The sequence below is a fragment of the Halanaerobaculum tunisiense genome, from assembly GCF_054657635.1.
On sequence record NZ_BAAHYI010000003.1, the window covers coordinates 93182 to 115987 of the forward strand.

The 22806-nt window shown below is 35.6% G+C and carries 26 protein-coding genes and 1 other annotated feature; all 26 genes read right to left on the reverse strand.

All coding sequences use genetic code 11. From position 1 onward, the window contains the following. Positions 1-9 precede the first annotated feature (9 nt). Positions 10-996, reverse strand: coding sequence for an ABC transporter substrate-binding protein (locus ACYQ3D_RS03460; protein WP_459836264.1), 987 nt, complete (start codon positions 994-996; stop codon positions 10-12). Between the two features lie 328 nt (positions 997-1324). Next, a complete protein-coding gene (locus tag ACYQ3D_RS03465; RefSeq protein ID WP_459836266.1) occupies positions 1325-1768 on the reverse strand; it encodes an S-ribosylhomocysteine lyase in 444 nt (147 codons plus the stop codon). 14 nt (positions 1769-1782) lie between these two features. Then, positions 1783-2982 carry a bifunctional phosphopantothenoylcysteine decarboxylase/phosphopantothenate--cysteine ligase CoaBC gene (coaBC, locus tag ACYQ3D_RS03470; RefSeq protein WP_459836268.1) on the reverse strand — a complete coding sequence of 400 codons (1200 nt, stop codon included), beginning with the start codon at positions 2980-2982 and terminating at the stop codon, positions 1783-1785. A 9-nt stretch (positions 2983-2991) separates the two neighbouring features. Next, complete coding sequence (rpoZ, locus tag ACYQ3D_RS03475) at positions 2992-3198, reverse strand: DNA-directed RNA polymerase subunit omega (RefSeq protein WP_459836270.1); 207 nt, start codon at positions 3196-3198, stop codon at positions 2992-2994. 18 nt (positions 3199-3216) lie between these two features. Next, the gene (gene gmk / locus ACYQ3D_RS03480) at positions 3217-3789 is read right to left on the reverse strand and encodes a guanylate kinase (RefSeq protein WP_459836273.1); all 573 of its coding nucleotides are present in this window, start codon (positions 3787-3789) and stop codon (positions 3217-3219) included. A 24-nt stretch (positions 3790-3813) separates the two neighbouring features. Continuing rightward, complete coding sequence (gene remA / locus ACYQ3D_RS03485; protein ID WP_459836276.1) at positions 3814-4068, reverse strand: extracellular matrix/biofilm regulator RemA; 255 nt, start codon at positions 4066-4068, stop codon at positions 3814-3816. Positions 4069-4355: 287 nt separating this feature from the next. Continuing rightward, positions 4356-7145: an isoleucine--tRNA ligase gene (ileS, locus tag ACYQ3D_RS03490; protein ID WP_459836278.1), complete on the reverse strand. Its 2790-nt coding sequence runs from the start codon at positions 7143-7145 to the stop codon at positions 4356-4358. Positions 7146-7391: 246 nt separating this feature from the next. Beyond that, positions 7392-7621: a binding site (T-box leader), on the reverse strand. 89 nt (positions 7622-7710) lie between these two features. After that, positions 7711-8412: a 5'-methylthioadenosine/adenosylhomocysteine nucleosidase gene (locus tag ACYQ3D_RS03495; protein ID WP_459836280.1), complete on the reverse strand. Its 702-nt coding sequence runs from the start codon at positions 8410-8412 to the stop codon at positions 7711-7713. A 307-nt stretch (positions 8413-8719) separates the two neighbouring features. Then, complete coding sequence (locus ACYQ3D_RS03500; protein WP_459836282.1) at positions 8720-8965, reverse strand: TM1266 family iron-only hydrogenase system putative regulator; 246 nt, start codon at positions 8963-8965, stop codon at positions 8720-8722. Further along, positions 8950-9468 carry a DivIVA domain-containing protein gene (locus tag ACYQ3D_RS03505; RefSeq protein ID WP_459836284.1) on the reverse strand — a complete coding sequence of 173 codons (519 nt, stop codon included), beginning with the start codon at positions 9466-9468 and terminating at the stop codon, positions 8950-8952. The genes ACYQ3D_RS03500 and ACYQ3D_RS03505 overlap by 16 nt, the downstream gene beginning before the upstream one ends. Positions 9469-9481: 13 nt before the next feature. Continuing rightward, a complete protein-coding gene (locus tag ACYQ3D_RS03510; RefSeq protein ID WP_459836286.1) occupies positions 9482-10270 on the reverse strand; it encodes a photosystem II electron transport protein, Sll1252 family in 789 nt (262 codons plus the stop codon). After that, a complete protein-coding gene (locus ACYQ3D_RS03515; RefSeq protein ID WP_459836288.1) occupies positions 10271-10552 on the reverse strand; it encodes a YggT family protein in 282 nt (93 codons plus the stop codon). Next, positions 10553-11365 (reverse strand): pyrroline-5-carboxylate reductase, encoded by an 813-nt coding sequence (gene proC / locus ACYQ3D_RS03520; RefSeq protein ID WP_459836291.1) that lies wholly within the window; start codon positions 11363-11365, stop codon positions 10553-10555. 31 nt (positions 11366-11396) lie between these two features. Further along, positions 11397-11765, reverse strand: coding sequence for a cell division protein SepF (locus ACYQ3D_RS03525; protein ID WP_459836293.1), 369 nt, complete (start codon positions 11763-11765; stop codon positions 11397-11399). Then, a complete protein-coding gene (locus tag ACYQ3D_RS03530) occupies positions 11765-12460 on the reverse strand; it encodes a YggS family pyridoxal phosphate-dependent enzyme (RefSeq protein ID WP_459836295.1) in 696 nt (231 codons plus the stop codon). The genes ACYQ3D_RS03525 and ACYQ3D_RS03530 overlap by 1 nt, the downstream gene beginning before the upstream one ends. A gap of 51 nt (positions 12461-12511) precedes the next feature. Further along, on the reverse strand, positions 12512-13828 hold the full coding sequence (locus tag ACYQ3D_RS03535) for a PhoH family protein (protein ID WP_459836298.1): 1317 nt from the start codon (positions 13826-13828) through the stop codon (positions 12512-12514). A gap of 20 nt (positions 13829-13848) precedes the next feature. Continuing rightward, positions 13849-14772 carry a biotin/lipoyl attachment domain-containing protein gene (locus ACYQ3D_RS03540; protein ID WP_459836301.1) on the reverse strand — a complete coding sequence of 308 codons (924 nt, stop codon included), beginning with the start codon at positions 14770-14772 and terminating at the stop codon, positions 13849-13851. Positions 14773-14867: 95 nt separating this feature from the next. Continuing rightward, positions 14868-15518 (reverse strand): phosphate signaling complex protein PhoU, encoded by a 651-nt coding sequence (phoU, locus tag ACYQ3D_RS03545; protein ID WP_459836304.1) that lies wholly within the window; start codon positions 15516-15518, stop codon positions 14868-14870. A gap of 62 nt (positions 15519-15580) precedes the next feature. Continuing rightward, positions 15581-16267, reverse strand: a complete 687-nt coding sequence (locus ACYQ3D_RS03550) for a response regulator transcription factor (RefSeq protein WP_459836307.1) — start codon at positions 16265-16267, stop codon at positions 15581-15583. A gap of 291 nt (positions 16268-16558) precedes the next feature. After that, complete coding sequence (gene phoU, locus ACYQ3D_RS03555; RefSeq protein WP_459836309.1) at positions 16559-17206, reverse strand: phosphate signaling complex protein PhoU; 648 nt, start codon at positions 17204-17206, stop codon at positions 16559-16561. A 49-nt stretch (positions 17207-17255) separates the two neighbouring features. After that, a complete protein-coding gene (gene pstB / locus ACYQ3D_RS03560) occupies positions 17256-18011 on the reverse strand; it encodes a phosphate ABC transporter ATP-binding protein PstB (RefSeq protein ID WP_459836312.1) in 756 nt (251 codons plus the stop codon). 12 nt (positions 18012-18023) lie between these two features. Then, the gene (gene pstA / locus ACYQ3D_RS03565) at positions 18024-18875 is read right to left on the reverse strand and encodes a phosphate ABC transporter permease PstA (protein WP_459836315.1); all 852 of its coding nucleotides are present in this window, start codon (positions 18873-18875) and stop codon (positions 18024-18026) included. Then, the gene (gene pstC / locus ACYQ3D_RS03570; RefSeq protein WP_459836317.1) at positions 18875-19768 is read right to left on the reverse strand and encodes a phosphate ABC transporter permease subunit PstC; all 894 of its coding nucleotides are present in this window, start codon (positions 19766-19768) and stop codon (positions 18875-18877) included. Before pstC ends, pstA begins: the two co-directional genes overlap by 1 nt. Before the next feature lie 23 nt (positions 19769-19791). Further along, entirely contained in the window at positions 19792-20706 is a 915-nt protein-coding gene (locus tag ACYQ3D_RS03575; protein ID WP_459836320.1) for a PstS family phosphate ABC transporter substrate-binding protein, read from the reverse strand. A 300-nt stretch (positions 20707-21006) separates the two neighbouring features. Next, positions 21007-21963 carry a PstS family phosphate ABC transporter substrate-binding protein gene (locus ACYQ3D_RS03580; protein ID WP_459836322.1) on the reverse strand — a complete coding sequence of 319 codons (957 nt, stop codon included), beginning with the start codon at positions 21961-21963 and terminating at the stop codon, positions 21007-21009. 126 nt (positions 21964-22089) lie between these two features. Beyond that, positions 22090-22791 carry a glycerophosphodiester phosphodiesterase gene (locus ACYQ3D_RS03585; protein WP_459836325.1) on the reverse strand — a complete coding sequence of 234 codons (702 nt, stop codon included), beginning with the start codon at positions 22789-22791 and terminating at the stop codon, positions 22090-22092. Between the last annotated feature and the right edge of the window lie 15 nt (positions 22792-22806).

Genomic DNA, 22806 nt, shown 5'->3' on the forward strand with positions numbered 1-22806 from the left:
TTACCACCTCTACTTAATCACTTCTGCTGCTTGATTAACTAATTCCTCTGGTAAATCTACATTCATTTCTGTGGCCGCCTGACGATTAATCACTAATTTAGTTTCTTTAGCATATTCAATTGGTAATTCACTAGGAGTTTTTTCTTCTTCTAATACCTTAACTGCCATCTTACCTGTTTGGCTACCTAATTGATAATAATCAACTCCTAAAGTAGCCAAAGCTCCAGATTCTACTGAATTACTCTCACCAGTAATCAATGGTAAATCATTTTGATTAGCTACTTTAATAACTGATTGAATAGCTGATACTACAGTATTATCAGTAGGAACATAAATACCATCCACGCGACCAGTCAGTGATTGAGCAGCTTGATAAACTTCACTGCTAGAAGTTACTGTTGCTTCTACTAACTCTAAATCCAACTCTTTTGCTTTCTCTTGGGCCAACTCAGCTAGAAAAGTAGAATTACTCTCACCAGAATTATAAATGATTCCTACCTGGTTGATATCTTGATTTAATTTATTAAATAAATCTAGTTGTTTTCCTACTGGAGTCAAATCACTAGTTCCTGTTAGGTTACCACCAGGCTCTTGATAACTATCAACTAAACCTGCCTCTTTAGGATCTGTTACAGCAGAAATCAAAATTGGTGTCTCGTTAATTGCATTTGCTACTGCTTGAGCACTTGGGGTAGCAATTGCTAACACTGCATCCAGATCATCCTGAGCAAAATTAGTTGCTATTGTCTGTGCTGTAGACATATCTCCTTGAGCATTCTGGAAATCATAACTAATATTCTCTCCTTCTTCGTAACCCTGCTCCTGTAGTTGGTCCTTAAAACCATCCTTTACTGCATCTAAAGAAGAATGCTTTACAATCTGGGTAATTCCTATCTTTACCTGTTCTGTTTCTTGGCTAGCCTGTTGACTGCCACATCCTACTAATTGTGTCACTAGCAATAATAAAGCTAATAAATAAAGTATTCGTCTGCTCATCTTCTCCACTCCTCCTTGTTGTTTGCTATGTGTCATCAGCTGATTCAAAACACTTAAATTCTAAATCTAAAATCTCATAATTGCTGTATCCTAAAAAATTAAACTACATCTTAACAACCTAAAAACAAAAAAATCCCACTCCTCAAGAGAAGTGGGTATAGCTATCCATAATTTAAAATATAATTACTACTTTAGCTACTACCCTACTATTTTTACTCGTTTCTTAAGCTTAATCTCAAACTAAAAATCAAATTTAAACTCCTACTTAACTACTACACTACCTTGCTAAAATTATAGTTAACTACTAAGCTCTTGTCAAGAGAAGAGCTTAATTTCTAAATCCTTCTAAAACTTGCTGAGCATATTCCTGAGCCCCAAATAAAGAGTGATCTCGGTAATTACCACATTCTTTAGCCGTTGTAGCCTCTACTTCTTGAGCTTCTATAATGTCTTCTAAAGCTGCTACTAACGCTGTTTCAATCTTCTCTACTTCCGGCTCTCCTATCTTACTTAAGTAAAAACCAGTCCGACAACCCATAGGAGATAAATCAATAATATCATCTATTCGCTGCCGCATAAACTTAGCTAATAAATGTTCTAAACTATGCATAGCAGCAGTAGATATTACCCCTTGGTTAGGTTGCATAAGTCGTAAGTCATACTTAGAGATAATATCTCCACTTGGCGTCTCTAATCTACCAGCTTCTCTAACATAGGGAGCATCTACTTCTCTATGATCTAACTTAAAACTCTCCACTTCTACTTCGGGCATAATCTCTATCCCTCCTAATTAAGAATTTGATCTATCTTATCTAAAATTTGTCCAGCTATCACTGCTTTATTAGCAGCTGGCAATTCTTTCTTTTCTTGCTGGCTAATAAGTGTAACTTGATTATCTTCAGCTTGAAAACCAGCATTTGTTGCTGTAATATCATTAGCCACAATCAAATCGGCTTGTTTAGCCTTTAATTTTGCCTGGGCATTAGCTACTAAATCATTGGATTCAGCAGCAAAACCAGCTAAAACTTGTCCTGTTGATTTATTACGACCTAAAGTAGCTAAAATATCCTTAGTCCGTTCTAAATTTAAGGTTAAAGATCCAGACTGCTTTTTAATTTTATCCTCAGCCACTTCTGCTACCCTATAATCTGCTATTGCAGCTGCCATAATAATTACATCCTGGCTCTCCTGGCGATTAATTACTTTTTGGTACATTTCTTGGGCAGTAGTAACCGTAATTGTTTCACAGCCTTTAGGCTGGGTTAAATTCGTTGGTGCAGATACTAGGGTAACCTCAGCTCCTCGAGCCTGAGCAGCTCGAGCTAAAGCATATCCCATTCTACCTGAAGAGTGATTGCCAATATATCTTACGGGATCTATAGCTTCTTTAGTACCACCAGCAGTAATTAATATTTGCTTATCCTGTAAATCTGATTTAGTCTGATTGAGTAAATAAGCACTGCTAGTTTTAACAATCTCTTGTGGGCTCGGAAACCGCCCTCGGCCCTGATAGCCACAAGCTAAATCACCTTTATCAGCTGAAATTATCTGATAACCGTGGTTTTGTAGATAAGATAAATTCTCCTGGACAATTGAATTCTGGTACATATTTACATTCATTGCCGGGGCCAACACCACTTCCGCCTGAGTAGCCATCACAGTAGTTGATAACATATCATCAGCAATACCATTAGCAATCTTACCCACAATATTGGCTGTAGCCGGAGCTAATAACATTAAATCAGCTTTATCAGCTAGAGAGATATGTTCTACATCCCACTGTCGTGGTTCAGAAAACATACTAACTGCTACTGGATTATGGGTCAGCGAACGAAAAGTTAACGGCTGAACAAATTCTGTAGCTGATTCAGTCATAATAACATGTACTTCTGCCCCTAACTTTCGATATCGACTGGCTATCTCCACAGCTTTATAAGCAGCAATTCCACCAGTAACTCCTAAAACAACTGTTTTAGATTCTAACATAAATTACACCTATTCTTCTTCAACATCAGGTACAATTTTTCCAGCCGCAACTTCTTCTAAAGCTTTAGAAACTGATTTATGTCCTTCATACTCTTCTAGTAATTTTTCAGATCCATCCTGTAATTGTCTAGCCCTCTTAGATGCAGCTAAAATATTAGCAAATTTAGACCGGCCATTCTTTAAAAGTTGATCCATAGTAGGTTCTGATAAATGCATTTTAACTCCTCCTTAGAATTATAATTTACATCTTTCAGCAATAATAATTGCTTTAATTTTTTCTACTGCCTCAGCTAATTTATCATTGACAACTAAATAATCATATTTTTCTTTTTCTGCCAGTTCTTCTTGGGCATTCTGTAATCTAGTCTCCATTGCTTCTTTACTTTCTGTACCTCGTCTACTAATCCGTTTTTTTAACTCCTCTAAAGAAGGTGGAGCTAAAAAGATAAATACTCCGCCCTTAAATCTCTCTTTAACTTGCTGGGCTCCTTGAATATCAATCTCTAGGATAACATCACTACCTGCTTGGAGTTTATTCTGTACATAGTTTTTTGGTGTGCCATAATAATTATTATGTACCTTAGCCCATTCTAAAAATTCTTCTTGGTTAACTTGCGTTTCAAATTGATCTGGACTCATAAAAAAATAGTCTTCACCATCTATTTCGCCTTCTCTAGGCCGTCTAGTAGTAGCTGAGATAGAATAATAAATATCATCATATTTCTCCAATAAAGCATCTAGTACTGTTCCTTTACCTACCCCCGATGGCCCAGAGAGGATAATTAAGTTACCTTCCTTGTTAGCCATTCTACTTCGCTCCTTTATAAAAAATTATTCTTCCTCTGTAGTATCATCTAATCGCTGCGATACAGTCTCTGGCTGTACTGCAGATAAAATAACATGATCACTATCAGTAACAATTACAGCCCTTGTGCGCCGACCATAAGTAGCATCGATTAACATTCCGCGATCTCTAGCATCCTGAATAACTCGCTTAATTGGTGCTGATTCAGGACTAACAATAGCAATAATCCTATTTGCTGCTGCAATATTACCGAAACCAATATTAATTAAATTAATCCCCATTATTATACCTCCTAAAACTATACAATGATATTTACTATTTTTAATTAAACTACTTAATAATATACCACACATCTTATCTACTTTTCAAGTTGATCTAGTTATCTGTGACTACTTCAGCTCTTAACTAATTCTACTATAATTATAAACTTTACAATGATCAATATCAATCTTTAATTATTCTAAACTTAAATTTTTGACTTAATTAACTAAAACTAAAGTAAAACATTTTGTAGTTTAAAATATTAAAAAGGCTTGTAGCTAACTTAGCTACAAGCCTTACTTTAATTTTATAATGCTTTAACAACTTCTAGACATTCAGTACATAAATCAGGATGATCAGCATTATTACCTACTGTTGGACTGTAATGCCAACACCGATCACATTTTTCTCCTTCAGCTGGAGCAACCGCTACCTGAAGATCTGTATTCTGGCCTGTATACAGATTCTCAGCAGTAGCATCAGCCTCTGCTGGGGCCAACTCCACCTTAGAAACAATTAGTAATTCATCTAATTTAGCAAACTGGGCTAAAAAGTCTGCTTGCTCAGCTGTAGGATACAACTTAACTTGAGCATCTAAAGAATGACCTACTACATCCTCTTCTCTAGCTAATTCAATAGCTTTCGAGATATCTTTTCTGATCTCTAAAAATCTCTTCCACTTCTGGGCCAACTCTTGATCTAAATACTTATCTGTTACCTCTGGCCAATCAGTCAAGAAGACACTCTCGGCAATATCCTCTTGTGGTAGATTCTGCCAAATCTCTTCAGCAGTATGAACCAAAATAGGAGCTACAATCTTAGTTAAAGTAGTTAAGATCTCATACATAGCAGTCTGGGCTGAGCGACGCACCCGATTATTCGGCTCTAGAGTATATAATCTATCTTTTAGTACATCCATATAGAAAGAACTCATCTCTACAGTACAGAAGTTATGGACAGCATGATAGACTTTGTGGTACTCATAATCCTCATAAGCTGTCTTAGCTACCTCTAATACTTCCTGTAACTTTAGTAAAGCCCACTGATCAATTTCAGTCAACTGCTCATAATCTACTGTATCTTCTTGCGGATTGAAGTCAGCTAAATTACCAAGAATATACCGCGCAGTATTTCTGATTCTACGATAAACTTCAGAGTTTTCATTTAAGATCTTATCAGAAATCCGGACGTCCTCTTTAAAGTTAGAAGAAGCAACCCATAATCTTAAAATATCTGCTCCGTATTGATCAATAACTTCATGAGGGGATACAACATTACCAACTGACTTAGACATCTTCTTCCCATCTTTATCTGTGGTAAATCCATTAGTCACAACTGCCTTGTAAGGAGCTTCTCCCCGAGCAGCAATAGAAGTTAATAAAGAAGAATTAAACCAACCTCGATACTGGTCTGTTCCTTCTAAATATAAATCAGCTGGTCTATCTAAGATATCATAATTCTCGAGTACTGAAGCATGACTAGCCCCTGAATCAAACCAGACATCCATAATATCAGATTCTTTAGTAAATTCATCATGACCACAGGCTTGACAAGTAGTTTCAGCTGGTAAAATTTCTTCTGCTTCTGTTTGATACCAGCTACCAGAACCTTCCTCGGCAAATAATTCTTTAACTGCCGCAATACTTTCTTCTGTAATCAGTGGTTCTTCACAGTCAGCACAATAAAAGATTGGAATTGGTACACCCCAGACTCGCTGCCGAGAAATACACCAGTCATTACGATCCTCAATCATATTAGTCATTCTTCCTTCGCCCCACTCAGGATACCAGTCTACATCTTGCACAGCAGCTAAAGCTTCTTCTTTGATATCTTCTACTGATGCAAACCACTGTTCAGTAGCTCTAAAGATAACTGGGTTCTTACACCTCCAGCAGTGCGGATAAGAGTGATCAATAAAGTTTAAGTTCATTAATAAATCATCTTCTTTTAATAAATCTGTTACTTTAATATTAGCTTGATCATAGTGTTTACCGGCAAAATGTTCTCCAGCTTCTTGAGTAAAGACACCCTGATCATCCATTGGAGCATAGACATCCAAATCATACTCTTGACCGATAACATAGTCTTCGTGACCATGGCCAGGAGCAGTATGAACACAACCAGAACCTTGTTCTAAAGTAACATGATCTCCTAAAAGCAAAGGAGATTCTCGATCAAAGAAAGGATGCTGACAAATAACTCCTTCTAATTCTTCTCCTTTAAATTCTGCTACTAGTTCATAATCCTTAATATCACAAATCTCCATCATCTCGTCCACTAATTCTTTAGCTGCCACTAATCGCCCATTATCTGTCTGGGCAATTACATACTCATAATCAGGATGAATAGAAATTGCTTGATTAGCAGGAATAGTCCACGGAGTTGTAGTCCAGATAACTACATAATCATCACTTGTTAATTCTTCTCCTGCTAGTGTCTTCCCTTCTTTAACAGGAAATTTAACAAAAATAGAAGGTCCATTAATCTCTTCGTATTCAATTTCAGCTTCTGCTAGAGCAGTCTCACAATTAGTACACCAGTGGACTGGTTTCAATCCTCTAAATAATAATCCTTGTAAAGCCATCTGCCCAAAGACATCAATCTGCTTAGCTTCGTAATCAGGCGTTAAAGTAATATAAGGATTATCCCAGTCACCCCAGACTCCTAATCTTTTAAATTGCCCTTTTTGGCGTTCTACGTAATTTAAAGCATAATCTTTACATTGTTCTCTTAATTCAGCTGTTGTTAACTCTTTTCTCTCTTCTTTATCTAACTCACTAGTTACCTTGTGTTCAATCGGCAACCCATGTGTATCCCAACCAGGAATATAAGGACTCTGATAGCCCTGTAAGTGGTGATAGCGAGTGACAATATCTTTCAGCGTCTTGTTTAAAGCATGTCCGATGTGAATATCACCATTAGCATACGGAGGACCATCATGCAAAATAAACTGTTCCTCGCCTTCTCTTTGTTCTAAAGCTCGCTCATAAATATTATTCTCCTGCCAAAACTCTTGAAACTCAGGTTCACGTTCCGAAAGGTTGGCCCGCATAGAAAAATCAGTATCTGGTAGATTCAATGTATCTTTATAACCCATTTTTAAACCTCCATTTATTTAGTTGATAATTTATAATTGACAATTGATAGTTGAAACCAATTAATAATTTACAGTGTACAATGTACAGTTGACAGTGATTTGCACAAATAACCTACGGAATGGCAAGAACATCTAACCCAAGATCAATATTACTATACTTTCTTATATATTACTAGTAACTTTGTGTTTTTAACTGTAAATTGTAAATCATAAACTGTTAACTGAATTAAAAAAACCTCCTCCCAATTAAGGGACGAGGTTAACTCGCGCTACCACCCTAGTTAATATATGAAAAACTAATTATTATCATATATTCACTCTAACAGAATAACGATCTGCCCCCGATTCTTTCTACTAAAGCTTCGAAAGAATAGCTAAGAGATGATCTTCAGTATAGCTTCCGTTGCTAGACTCTCACTATCTCTAGCTCGCTATTAACTTTAACTATACTTACTCTTCTCTATCTTCGCCTCTAAGCTATATGCAGTTTATTCTTCATTATAGTATAATTAATCTAGCTAGTCAACTATTATTTAAAAACTAATTCAACTTTTATTGAGTAACCTTATAATTCCTCAAGCATCCCAGTAACTATTTGATAAGAATGACTAGCAGCTAACTGAACAAACTCATTAAAAGAAATATCAGCCTCTCTATCTGCTTTATCAGAAATAGAACGAATAACCACAAAAGGAAGATCATTTAAATAAGCTACCTGGGCTACAGCTGCTCCTTCCATTTCAGTACATAAGCCCCCAAAAGTCTCACGCAAGTTAGCTACTTTTTGCTTATCAGCAATAAATTGGTCGCCTGATAAAACGCGTCCTGTAACCACCGCTATCTCCTCTTGAGCAGTTACTGTCTTTCCTATCTCTGCTGCTAGAGAAAGTAAATCTTTATCAGCTTTAAATGCAATCTTGTCCAGTCCAGAAATTTCCCCTCTTTCGCGACCAAAAGAAGTAGCATCCATATCATGCTGGACTAAATCAGTAGAGATAACTATATCCCCTATATCTAGCTGAGAATCAATAGCACCTGCTACCCCAGTAAAAATAATCTGATCAACACTAAATTGATCAATTAAGATCTGAGTACAAATCCCAGCATTAACTTTTCCAACCCCACTTCTAACTAATACTACTTCTTGCCCTTGTGAATTACCTTGATAAAAATCCATCCCTGCCTTATGTAAAGTAGTCTCTAATTCTAAATCATCGCGCAATAATTCAATTTCTACTTCCATAGCACCAATTATTCCTAAAGTCATTATTCTAGCCCCTCACTTCATATTTATATTGTGTCACCAGAGGTGACACAGTCGTGTGTCGTGTGCTGTGTGCTATTAGCCAGTTCAAAACCTTTAAATTCAATATCTAATTCCTCTATCATTGCTGTATTTTAAGGGATTGAACTATATTTATAGTTTTGAATTGAAGAATTTGAATTAGCTCACGGCTCACGACAGACAGCTGATAGCTGTGGCACGAAAGTGCCACTTTATATCAATATTGCTTTTTTATGTACATTATTTTGAATTTAATTATTAATTCTAAATTATCAATTGTTAATTGTTCTTATGTCGCCATCATTGTCTTAACTTCAACCCCTGATATATTACCTAATTTACCAGCTAAAGCTCCTAATTGATCATTAGTTCCATCCACAATCAAAGAAATAATATTCAATCCTTTATTATCATAAGGTAACCCCATCCGACCAACAATTAACTCTCCATAATCACTTAAAATACTATTTACTTCTTCGGCAACTTCTTGGCGTTTATTAATGATAATACCTATCACTGCTATTCGTTGCTCCATTCTGACTCCTCCTCAATATCTTCTTTAAGTAACTCAATATTAGTTTCCTTATCTTCTAACAACTCTAAATAGGACTTTAATTGTGATTTAAACTGGACTTTAAATCTTCTTTTAGACTCTACTAATTCCTGGTATCTACGATACTCCTCCCGAGCTTTATCTTGGGCTTCAGCTATAATTTGATCTGCCTTTCCTTTTGCTTCCTGAATAATTAAATCTGCTTTTCTTTCTGCCTCCTGCTCTTTACTGCTAGCTGTTTCTTTAGCTGTATCTAATGTTTCCTGGAGAGAGGCTTGAAACTCCATTTGTTGTTGCTTACAATCCTCTAATTTTGCTTCTAATCTCTCAACTTCTGCTTCTAATTGTTTATTCTCCTCTATTATTTCCTCATAATAAGTCCCTACCAGATCTAAAAAATCAACTATTTCCTGGTCATCATAGGACCACAACGAAAAACTTTTACTAAATTCTTTGTTATAAATATCTTCTGGAGTTAACGTCATTCTAATACCTCCTTTACAAATATCGCTTTAGCCTTAATTTAATTCTACCTCGTCTAGATTCACCTAATAACTCATCAATTTCTACTCTACCTCTACCTCGCATAGAAAGAATATCATCCTCATCTACCATATAAGAAGTATCCTCAACCACTTTCCAATTCACTTTAACTCTACCCTGTTCGATATATTTACTCATCTTAGTCCGAGAAGTAGAAAACCCCGAACTAGCTACGGAATCTAACCTTAAAGAAGCTACAGTATCTCGAATTTCTTTGGTTCTAGCAGGTTCTATGCTTAAATCTGCAGTAGAAATTTCCTCTACCGTAACTCCAATCTGATGTACTTGTTCTAAATTCAACATTAAATAATCTTTCATCTCTTTAGCCACTATTGCTTGACAGCCATCTTTATAAAGCACTAGATCTCCTACTTTTTTTCGTTGAATACCAGTTCCTAAAATAGCTCCTAAAAAATCTCCATGATTGACTTGCTGAAACTTAAACTGGCCAGTAATATCTAACACAGTTAATGGAGAATCAATCATATCCGGAATATAATAATCAGGAGTTACAGCTAACCGCTTTCTTTCCGCCTCTTTATAACCACCATACTCCAAAAACTTTATATCTCTAACTTGCTTTAATACTGGTTTAGCTACATATAACTGACGTGGATTTAAAAAATCAGTGAAAAAAGGTTTATGTTTGCGCAGGGCTTGCTCTGCTTTATCTAATATTTTATCAACTCTAGTTGCTTCTTCATCAGCTAACGAGGCCAATAATTTCTGTTTATCAAACATCATCTAATAAACCAACACTCTTAACAAATCCATCAAACCACCCTCAATAATATCTATAGCTATAAAAGCAATAATCGGTGACAAATCTATTCCAGGGATAGGAATCATCTGTCTAATTGGAGCTAAAACTGGCTCAGTAGTCTGATAGACAAAACGTAAGAACTGTCGCATAAAGCGCCGGTCAGTTGGTGGTTGTACCCAAGAAGAAATTACTCTAGCTAGTAACAGGAAATCAAATAAACTGAAAGCAAATCTAATTACCCGAATTAATAAAGATAATAACATTTAATCACTCTCCCTTAATTCTTGTGACTTATTTGCTGCCTCTTCTACTGCTTGATATAAACTGGATCTCAAACCTGTTTCTTCCAGTTTTTGTAACCCACTAATAGTGGTTCCACCTGGGGAAGTGACTGCATCCTTTAGTTGGGCTGGATGTTGTTCTAATTGTTGGACCATTTTTCCGGCCCCTAATAGAGTCTGCTGGGCCAACTGGTTGGCCTTTTCTCTCTCTAGACCCATCTTAACTCCTGCATCAGACAAAGCTTCTAAAATCAGATAAATATAAGCTGGCCCACTACCACTTAAACCAGTTACTGCATCCATTGAATCCTCTGTAACCTCTACTACTAGTCCTACAGAACTAAATATATCAGTTACCAACTGTTTATCCTCTTCCTGAGCAGCCTGGCCTAAAGTATAAGCTATAGCCCCCTCGCCAATTAAAGCTGGAGTATTAGGCATTAATCTCACCACTGGCACTTCTGAAGCTAAATTTTTCTCCAGTTGGTTAGTAGTTATCCCTGCTGCAATAGAGAATACTTTCTGACTAGTAGTAATTTCAGTTCCTACTGTAGTTAATACTTTAGAAACTACTTTAGGTTTAACTGCCAGCACAATATAATCCACTTTAGTTACTAACTCGTGATTATCCTCTGCCACTTGGACTTGATAGTTATCTTTAAGTTCTTTTAACCGCTGATTATCAATATCACTGAGCAAAATTTCTGCTGGGGCGAATAACTCCGCTTCCAAAACTCCACTGAGCAAAGCTTCTGCCATTGAACCAGCACCAATAAACCCTAGTTTACCTTGCACACTACCACCTCATTATTTATTAACTTCAAATTTAATAATTTATTTCAATAGTTGCTGGAGTAAACAAAAAAACATTCTCCTCTATCTTCTCCGAATAACCATCTAAAGCATAAACTGCTCCACTAACAAATTCCACAATCTTAACTGCTTCTCCTCCAGTAACCTGAGTTAACTTAACTATTACTGGACTGCCAGATGTTAAATGGTCAACTATCTGTTGGACTTCAGCAAAGGAATCCGGTTCTATAATTGCTACATTTTCCTGATCAAAGCTTGTCTTCTGACCTAGAGCTTCTTTCTCATCTGTCGTAATTTCTTTTTGATCAGGACTAGCAACCTGTAAATCAGCTATACCAAATACATCACCTACACTAGCTAATACTTTATCTATTAAATCCACTATTCATACTCCCGAGCCCCGAAGATTCCTCTTCCGATTCTAACAATGGTAGCTCCTTCTTCAATTGCCACTGTAAAATCATTAGTCATCCCCATTGATAACTCTTCCATTTTAACTCCTGGAATTTTCTCTTCTTGTAATTCAGTTGCTAGCTCTCTTAACTGGGAAAAATAAGGCCTAGCTGCTTCTGGATCTTCTAAATAAGGAACTAAAGTCATCAACCCTTTAATCTGTAAGTGGGCTAAAGAAGCTATCTGCTCTAAAAACTCTCTGACCTCTTCCGGAGCAAAACCATATTTATTTTCATCACGAGCTACATTAACTTGGACTAAAGCATTCATCTGTCTATCTTCCTTAGCGGCTCTATCCTCAATCTTTTTAGCCAATCGTAGACTATCCAAGGAGTGAATTAACTGACAGTTATCCATTCGGGCTAAATATTTGACCTTATTTCGTTGCAGATGCCCTATCATATGCCAGTTTAACTCTGGTTTGTGCTCATACTTATCCCTTAGCTCTTGGACTCTACTTTCTCCAAAATCAATAATTCCTTCAGTAGCTAGTTGCTTAATCTGATCTAAACTATGGTTTTTAGAAACAGCTACTAACTTAATTTCTTCTGGGTCACGATTGGCTCGTTTAGCTGTCTGTGTGATTTCTTCTTTAATTTTAGCTAATCTATCTGTTATCTGCACATATACCCCTCCTATTGTATTATAAAAGCAAGGGCCTAATAATTCAAACCCCTACAAAGAACTAGCAGCTATTTCTGCTAATTGTGATCTTTCTCCTTTGGATAAAGTAACATGGCCTACTATTTCTTGCTCCTTCATTCTCTCAACTACATAAGTTAAACCATTGCTATTGGCATCTAAATAAGGGTGATCTATTTGATAAGGATCACCAGTTAAAATAATCTTAGTTTCCTCACCTACTCGAGTGATAATCGTCTTTAGTTCATGAGGCGTTAAATTCTGGGCTTCATCAACAATCATAAACTGATTCGGAATACTACGCCCCCGAATATAAGTTAAAGCTTCTAATTCAACTAAATTCATCTCCTCTAATTCAGATATAACTTCAGATGGATCTCGATCATCACCACGAACTAGATACTCCATATTATCGAAAATTGGTTTCATCCAAGGCCGTAATTTTTCTCTTTCAGTTCCTGGTAGATAACCTAAATCTTGGCCCATAGGTACAATTGGCCGGGCCACAATCAACTTTTCGTATTCCTTCTCCTCTACTACTTTTTGTAATCCCGAAGCTAAAGCTAATAATGTCTTACCAGTACCAGCCTTACCTACTAGACTAACTAACTTAATATCATCATTTAATAATAACTCAAAAACACATCTTTGTTCGCGATTACGAGGACTAATCCCCCACACTTCATCAGTATTGAAAACAAAAGGAGTAATCAACTCCTGTTGTTGGTCATAAATACCTAATGCAGACTGGGATCCACTTGCTCTATTCTTTAGGTTAACAAATTGGTTAGGAAATAATTCTTCTGTCTCTAATTCAGAAACAGCTAAACCTTGCTGATTAAAAAATTTATCTATCTTATCTGCTGGCACCTCTAGATCCAACAAACCAGAATAAAGTTCTTTGATATTTACTACATCAGTTTCATAATCTTGGGCTGTAATCCCTACTACATCAGCCTTGATTCTAAGATTAACATCTTTAGATACCACTACAACAGGCAGCTCAGTCTCTTGACTAATATTTAAAGCATAAGCTAAAATAATATTATCCGGTTTTTCATCATCTAACTCTGCAGGAAGGTCAATCCTAGATTGTTGCTCTAAACAAGTCTTCAGTACACCACCCTGCTCAAGATTAACCCCTTGGGATAAATTTCCTTCCTCTCTTAGGTCATCTAAATATCGCGAGAATAAACGGGCATTCCGACCTACTGAATCCTGTCTTTTCTTTTGTTCATCAACCTCTTCAATAACAACCATAGGAATCAACACTTGATTATCTTCAAAAGAGAAAATTGCTTGGGGATCATGTAAAATCACATTAGTATCTAAAATGTAATTTTTTTCCACAGATTATCAACCCCTTTTATTTAGTTAAGTACTACCCTTGCTCCAGGAAGTACCCCTTTTACCACTGCCTGGCCATCTATTCTAGCTTTAACATCTACTTGAGAAAAATAAGTCTTGACATATCCTTGGACCCAAACTCCTAAATCACCTTTACTATTCTTAACTAAAGCAGCTTCAGGGACTACAATTCCAGTATATTCTTTCTTAATTACTCTCACTTGTGTACGCCGCTGGTCTATCAATTGCCGACTGAACTTATTTAATTCAATAATCATTACATTTTGTGGTTTATCAGTTAATATCAGATCAATCTTAGCTGCAAAAGAATGCAAATCAAGATCAGTAAACTTAACTTCTACCTCAGTATCTACTTCATAATTACTTAATTCTTTCTGGGGTAATAAAACTGCTAAATAAATCTTAAAATTATCAACTATTTTAAATAAAGGACGGCCAATATTTACTTTCTCCTGGGGTTTAATCTGGGTTGTTTTTCCGGCTAACTCCTTGAATTGTTGATAACTTAAATCAGCTCTATTTTTAGGACTTAATGTCGCTTCTAGCCCATCAACTTTATAGCTTACAATTCCTGGTTGATAATTATAAAGCTCATCTTTATCGCCTTCATTCTGAATAGTTACTATCTGGTTACCAGCACTTACTCGCTTTCCTTCTGGGACTTTAAGGTCTACTTCGCCTGCTTGAGAAGCAAAAATTACTTCCTCTTGGCGTAATAATAGACCAGGCGTCTTAAATTCTTGGCTTAAAACCTGATATTTAGCCTTTGTAATCTGCGAAGAATGATAACCTAACAGATTAACTGCTACTAAAACACCTAGTCCCAGACAAACTATTAAAAACATACCCCAGACTAACTTACTATGACTTCTGTTATTATCTCCAGTCTCTTCTTGCGGATCACTCACTCGTCCAAAATCTTTCATTCTAACCCTACCTTTAATAATTAATTATTAGTGGTAGTTAGTTATATTCTTTACTAAAGTTAGAATCCCTGCTTTTAGCCCAAATTTTAGACTAGTTAATAGTTTATTCTTTTAGCCGTTAGCATGTATATAATCTGTTCACAGATATTAGTAATATGATCCCCAATTCGTTCTAAATAACGATTAATAAATAACAAACTATTCCCTGCTTTAATTAATTGTGGTTGCTGATTCATCTGTTGTAATAACTGCTGAACTAACTGATAATTTAAATTATCAGTTAGTTCATCTTTCTGGGCTACTTCATAGGCCAACTCCACCTGCCTGTCACTGAAAGAAATCATTGCCTGCTGTAATCTAGTTTTTAGCATATCAATCAGCTCCAATAACATAGCAGGAAGCTCATAAGCTTCTTTTTTCGATAGTAATTCCCAACTCACCTGAGCAATATTTTGAGCTAAGTCGCCTATTCTCTCTAGATCAATACTAATCTTAGAAATAGCAATAATAGTCCGTAAATCATTAGCTACTGGCTGTTGTAAAGCACATAATCTAACGCTAGTTTCTTCTATCTTTATCTGCAACTTATCTATCTGCTGATCATTTTCTATAACTTCTTTAGCTAAATCTTCCCTTTGCTTACGCAAAGATTTAATAGCTAAATTAAATGCTTCTTCAACCATACTTTCTAGCTTAACCAGATCAGATCTTAAATCGTCTAATTGCTGACTAAAATTTTGACGCACTAGGAATCTCCTCCATAAGAACAATTTATCTAATTTCTATGCCCTTAATAGATCAGATATACTTAATCTGTCAACTGTAAACTATAGCCTCGTCCTCTAATAGTCTTGATTTGGGGATTCTCAACCTCATATTCTTGAAGTTTCTGCCTAAGATTTCTAATGTGAACATCAATAGTTCGCAGACTAGCTTTCGACTCCGAGCCCCAAACTTGCATTAACAACTCCTGTCTAGAACAAACTTGATTCTGTCTAGTTAATAATACCTTCAATAAATAATATTCCTTATAAGTTAAATCTACTGGTTCATTGCTAAATAAAACCTGGTGTTGTTTATCAGTTAACTTAATAGCACCTAACTGGAGACTAGCTTCTTGACTAGTTTGCTTTCTAGTTAAAACAGCCTTGATTCTAGCTAATAACTCGCGGATACTAAAGGGTTTTTTTACGTAATCAGCTGCACCATAATTTAACCCTTGGACAATGTCCTCTATTTCATCCTTAGCACTGACAAAGATAATCGGCACTTCTCTATACTCTTCCTTACTCTTTAACCTCTGACAGAGTTCATAACCATCTAATTGTGGTAACATAATATCCAAAACAACTAAATCAAAGTCATCCTCTCTTAGCTTAGCTAGAGCTGTCTGACCATCAGTAGCTAAAACTGGATGGTAATCTTCTTGTTGGAGATTAAATTTAAGTAACTCCAAAATATTATCCTCATCATCAACTATCAGAATTTGGCTCATCTCTATCACTCCTTATTCAACTTCTAATTTATACCTTATTATCACAGATAAAGATTACAATTAGATTACTACCAAGTAAATATTAGGTTAAAATTTATCAGTCCGGGCTACAAAAAAGAAAAAGACTCTGGTTATTAACCAGAGTCTTTACACTTATTTATTATTTAAGAAGCTAATGTATCTTTATCGTCTAATCCTACTTCTACCCCAGATGGTAATTCTTTAACTGGTTATCCAAAATAATAAGTCCAGCTTAAGCTGGACTTAAATAAAAATATATATTAAACAGTACTAATAATGAACTCGCTCACCATTAACAATATAAATTACTCCTTCAGAAATATTTTTAGCATGGTCTCCAATCCGCTCTAGATGCTTACTGACAAACATCAATTTATTTCCTTGTTTAATAGCATCTGGATTCTCCATCATATAAGTTAATAATTCTCGCAAGATTTGAGCATCTAGTTCATTAACCTCTGTATCTCTAGTTCCTACTCTCTCTGCTTGTTCAGCATCTGAATTAACAAAGGCATCTAAAGACTCACGGACCATTTCTTGAACTACTTCTCCCATTCTCGGCAAATCAACTAAAGGTTTAATATATTCTTCTTCTGATAATTCATCAACAATTCGCGCAATATTCTGGGCCAAATCTCCTATTCTTTCCAGATTAGTTGCCATCTTAGAAATCATATCAATCCGCCGTAGGTCCTTAGCTACTGGCTGTTGTAGAGCAATTAATTTAATACACCGCTCTGCAATCTTCGCCTCAAAATCATCTATTTGATTATCATTAGCAACTACTTCCTGGGCCAATTCAACATCCTGTTCCTTTAAAGCAGTAATTGATTGATGAATCCGCTCTTCTACCATACTCCCTAACTTTAATAGATCTTGATTTAAATCATTTAATTTCTGTTCAAAATTCTTTCTCATTTACTATCCTCCTCCACTAATTAATTATCCAATATTAAAATTTACCGATTTATCCAAATCTACCAGTAATATAATCCTCTGTCTTTTGATTTTCCGGCATTTCAAAAATCTTTTCGGTTTTATCATGTTCAATTAATTCTCCCATATAAAAGAAAGCCGTATAATCTGAAATTCGCGCTGCCTGTTGCATACTATGAGTTACAATTACAATTGTATAATCTTTTTTTAAGTTATCAATTAAATCCTCAATTTTAGCTGTAGCTACTGGATCCAAAGCAGATGTTGGTTCATCCATTAATAATACATCTGGTTCTACAGCTAACGCCCGAGCAATACATAATCTTTGTTGTTGCCCTCCAGAGATACCAATAGCAGATTTATCCAATCGATCCTGAACTTCATCCCATAAAGCAGCATCCTGTAAACTTTTTTCTACAATTTCATCTAATTGTTCTTGGTCTTTAGTACCATGCGCTCTTGGCCCGTAAGCTACATTATCATAAACAGACTTTGGAAAAGGATTTGGTTCTTGAAATACCATTCCTATTTGCTTTCTTAATTGTACTACATCAACATCTTCTTCGTAGATATCCTGCCCATTAAATAAAACTTCACCATCTACACAAGTACCATCAATTAAATCATTCATCCGGTTAATTGTTCTTAAAAAAGTTGATTTTCCACAACCAGAGGGACCAATTAAAGCTGTCACTTTATTTTCGGGAATAGCAAAAGATATATCTTCTAAAGCTTGAAAATCTCCATAATAAAAATCCAAGTTATTAATTTCAATTGTATTACTCATAACTTTTCCTCCCTATTCTTTCCTATTTCGCAATTTATATCTTAATAAGATAGCAACTAAATTCATAATTAATACTAGAGTAATCAATACTAAAGCTGTTCCATAAGCTATAGGTTTTACCTTAGCTATATCATGATGTTGGGTAGCTAATATATATAAGTGATACGGTAAAGCCATAAATTGACTGGATAATGATTCAGGTAAAAAAGGTAAGAAAAAGGCAACTCCAGTAAATAAAATAGGAGCAGTCTCCCCAGCAGCTCTAGCCAAACCTAAAATAGCTCCTGTCAACATCCCTGGAATAGAATATGGTAAAACATTAGTTCTAATAGCATGCCACTTACTAACTCCTAAGGCTAATGCCCCATCGCGGTAACTATCCGGAACTGATTGCAAAGCTTCCTCACTAGCTGTAATAGTAACAGGTAACGTCATTAACCCTAAGGTCAACCCCGAGGATAAGATGGAAGTCCCCAAACCTAAAACTTGGACAAATAATGCTAGCCCAAATAAACCAAATACAACTGAAGGAACACCGGCTAAATTTCTAATAGCTAACTTAATCAATCTTGTTAATTTTCCTTGGTTAGCATATTCACTTAGATAAATAGCAGTAAACATCCCAAAAGGAACAGCTACAATTCCAGTAATCAGTGTCACTAAAAAAGTACCAACTATAGCGGGATAGATCCCTCCTTCAGTCATTCCTTGTTTAGGAGGATCAGTTAAAAACGACCAATTAATAACTCCAATTCCCTTACTAATAATATCATATAAAATAAAACCTAAAATACCAACTACAACTATAGCCGAAATTCTAAGTAACCAAAAACCTATTTTTTGTTGTTTACTTTTAGAAAGCATTACTTCACCTCCTCATACTTGTGCAAAAAGATATCGGAGATTAAATTGACAATAAAGGTCATAATAAATAATACTAAACCAATAGCAAATAAAGCATAATAGTGAGTAGTATTGTAAGGAACTTCACCTAATTCCACTGCAATAGTAGCTGTCATAGTTCTGACTGAAGAAAAGATACTATCAGGCATAGCAGGAGCATTCCCAGTAGCCATTAAAACCGCCATTGTCTCTCCAATTGCCCGGCCCATACCTAACATTATCCCAGCTACAATGCCTGATAAACCTGCTGGCAAAGTTACCTTGACTAATGTTTGCCATCTATTAGCTCCTAAAGCCAAAGAAGCATGTTTATAATCCTCAGGTACTGCAGTAATAGCATCCTCTGAAATACTTATAATAGTTGGCAAAGCCATAATTCCTAATAAAACAGATCCATTGATCATATTTAAGCCATTAGAAAGGTTAAAAACGTTAGCTATCATAGGGCCAATAGAAACAATCCCTAGGAAACCAATCACCACCGAGGGAATCCCCGCTAAAATCTCAATGACTGGTTTTAATATCTCCCTTACTTTAGGAGGAGCTACTTCAGCTAAATAAGCAGCACAAGTAATCCCGAGCGGAACAGCAAATACCATCGAACCAAAAGTAACCAATAAGGTACTAACTACCATAGATAATATTCCGTAACCTGCTTGTTGCAGTGAAGTAGGATTCCAGCGAGCAGTAAATAAGAAATTAAACAAACTAATCTCCTCAAAAGCAGGTATACTTTCACTAAGTAGCAGATAAAAAATCCCTAACAGAACTAAGATAATCAAAATACCATTTACAAAAAAGAAATTTTCAATTAATTTTTCTTTTATCTGGGAGAACTTACTCTTCTGTTTCACTTTTCCTCCTCCTCATAACAAATTTATTGGCTTAATTGTTTTTCATTTTCTTGGCTATATTCCTCTGTAACAGGATAGAATCCTTTTTCCACAGCTATTTCTTGACCTATCTTACTTAATTCATACTCTATAAAATCCGATACTTGATCTGTAGGTTGTCCATCAGTATACTGATATAAAGGACGAGCTAAAGGGTAAACACCAGACTTGATATTAGCAGGATCTAATGGAGTAGCAGGTTCAGCACCTTCATCTTGAGCTACATTTAAGATCTCAACTCCCTCTACTGGCTCATCATCCTCTAAAACATAACCAATACCTACATAACCAATTGCTGAATTATCCTCTTTAACTGCTTCAACAATCTGCGCGTTACCATTCATCCGATTCATATTTGCAGAATAATCAGCTTCTAATACATTATCTCTAAAATAAACAAAAGTTCCGGAATTACTTTGGCGACCATACAAAGTGATCTCTTGATCTGGCCCACCAATTTCCTGCCAGTTAGTAATATCTCCTCTAAAAATTTCTCCAATTTGCTCAACAGTTAAATCGGCAACTGGACTATTCTGATTAACAATTACTGATAAACCATCCATTGCCACTACAAACTCTACTGGATTGACTCCATTATTCTGAGCCTGTTCTTTTTCTTTAGGTTTCATCTGGCGAGATGAATTAGCAATATCAACTTTATCATTAATTAAGGCAGCAATTCCTGTCCCAGATCCGCCACCAGTTACTGAAATACTTGTTTCCTCTTGGTCTGCCATATATTCTTCTGACCAACTTTGCGCTAAGTTAACAATAGTATCTGATCCTTTAATTTGAATATAAGATGACTGATTACCAGAATTATTATTGCCTCCACATCCAGCTAATAAAGTAACTACTAAAACTAGAATAAATATACTAGATAATTTTTTGTTCAACATTTTTTGGCCCCCTGTTTGATTTTTATTGACCGTCTTTAAGTATAACAAATAGCAGATCTAAGATTGTTACAATTTCGTTAAAATTATGTTAATATTCTATTAACATTTTCATAAATCTTTAATAGCTCATTTAATAATATATCCTAATTTTTATTCTTTATTGATTAATTTACAGACCAAGTATTAAATTCCTGGAAAATATTATTTAAATCTTCCCTCCAATCTGTTACATTTTATCAGCTTAACAAATATAAACCCAGCTTATCTAGATAAGCTGGGTAGTAATTAAGATTGAATTTACTACATATCTATTCCATTCTCAGCATTGATTTTTTGGTACTTAGGACTTACAGGATAGAAACCTTCTTCAACAGCAGTCTCTTGTCCTTCCTCACTTAATTCATATTTAAGAAATTCTAGTACTGCTCCACTTGGTTGACCATTAGTATATTGGTTTAGTGGTCGAGCTAATGGATACTTTCCAGTCTTAACATTTTCCGGCTTTAAAGGAGTAGCATAGTCAGAAGAAGAATCTTTAGCTACATTTACAATATCAAGCCCCTCTGTTACATCACCATCGTCTACTACATAACCAATTCCCACATAACCAATTGCAGACTCATCAGCTTTAACAGCTTCCACAATCTGAGCGTTACCATTCATTCGATTCATATTTGCAGAATAATCAGCCTCTAATACATTATCTCGGAAGTAAACAAAAGTTCCGGAGTTACTCTGTCGGCCATAAAGCGTGATCTCCTTATCAGGTCCCCCAACTTCTTTCCAGTTAGTAATTTCTCCTCTATAAATTGCTCCAATCTGATCAACTGTTAAGTCAGTTACTGGACTATTCTCATTCACAATTACTGATAAACCATCCATAGCAATTACATACCTATTAACATCTACTCCATTATTCTCTGCCTGTTCGATCTCACTTTGCTTCATAGCTCGAGATGCATCAGCAATATCCACTTTATCATTGATTAAAGCAGCAATTCCTGTTCCCGATCCGCCTCCAGTTACCGATAAAGAATGGTTCGGATTATCCTCCATATATTGTTCAGCTAATGTCTGAGCTAAGTTAACAATTGTATCAGAACCTTTAACCTGGACATAAGCCTTTTCCTGTTGCGCCTCTTCTTCCTGATCATCACCAAAGATCCACCAAGCTCCAGCCTGTCCTGTTAAATTAACTACTACACCAGCTGTCAAAATCAACACTAAAGATAAAGCTAAAGTTTTCTTATTAAACATTTAATCTGCCTCCTTTTTTTATGTAGCTTAGATTTCTTATCTCTCTTACTTTGCACTTCCAAGTATAACATCCCTTTTTTACAACTTGATTAAGTTAGTGTTAATATTCTGTTAAAACTAATATTTTTATTTAAATAACCTAGGGTCATCAGTTATAATGCCGTCTACTTCTTTGTGTTGTAAATCTTTAATTACTTGTCTCTTATTAACTGTCCAAGTATTAATAAAATAACCTTTCCTCTGTACCTCTGTTACTAATTCTTTGGTTACAGCTAAATAATGAGAGTGGATCCCATCCGCCCTAGCCCACTTAATCATTTTAACTGGCTTAACTGGTAGAGAGGCAACTAAAATAGCCGTCTGTAAAGTAGCATCAAATTCTTTAACTTTCTGTAGTAGCCGATGATTAAAAGAAGAAATCAGAACTTCCGATTTAAAGTCCTCTCTAATTAGTAACCTTAGTAACTTTTTAATCACTAACTGAGGATAGTCTACCCCTGGTTTCAGCTCGATATTTAATTGGACTTTTCCCTTTACTAACTGAATTACTTCTTGTAAAGTAGGTATTCTCTCTCCTCGAAATCTTTCAGCAAACCAACTACCGATATCATATTGTTTTAACTGAGCTAAAGTTAAATCTTTAATTCGTAAATCAGCACCTGTAATCCGCTCTAAATTAGCATCATGAAAAACTACTAACTGATTATCTTTTGTCAGTTGAATATCTAACTCTATCAGATCAACACCTGTCTTTATTGCCTGCCTAAAAGAAACTAGTGTATTCTCCGGGGCCAACGCCCCAGCTCCTCGATGACCTATCTTAAGCATAATTTCCCTCCTTAT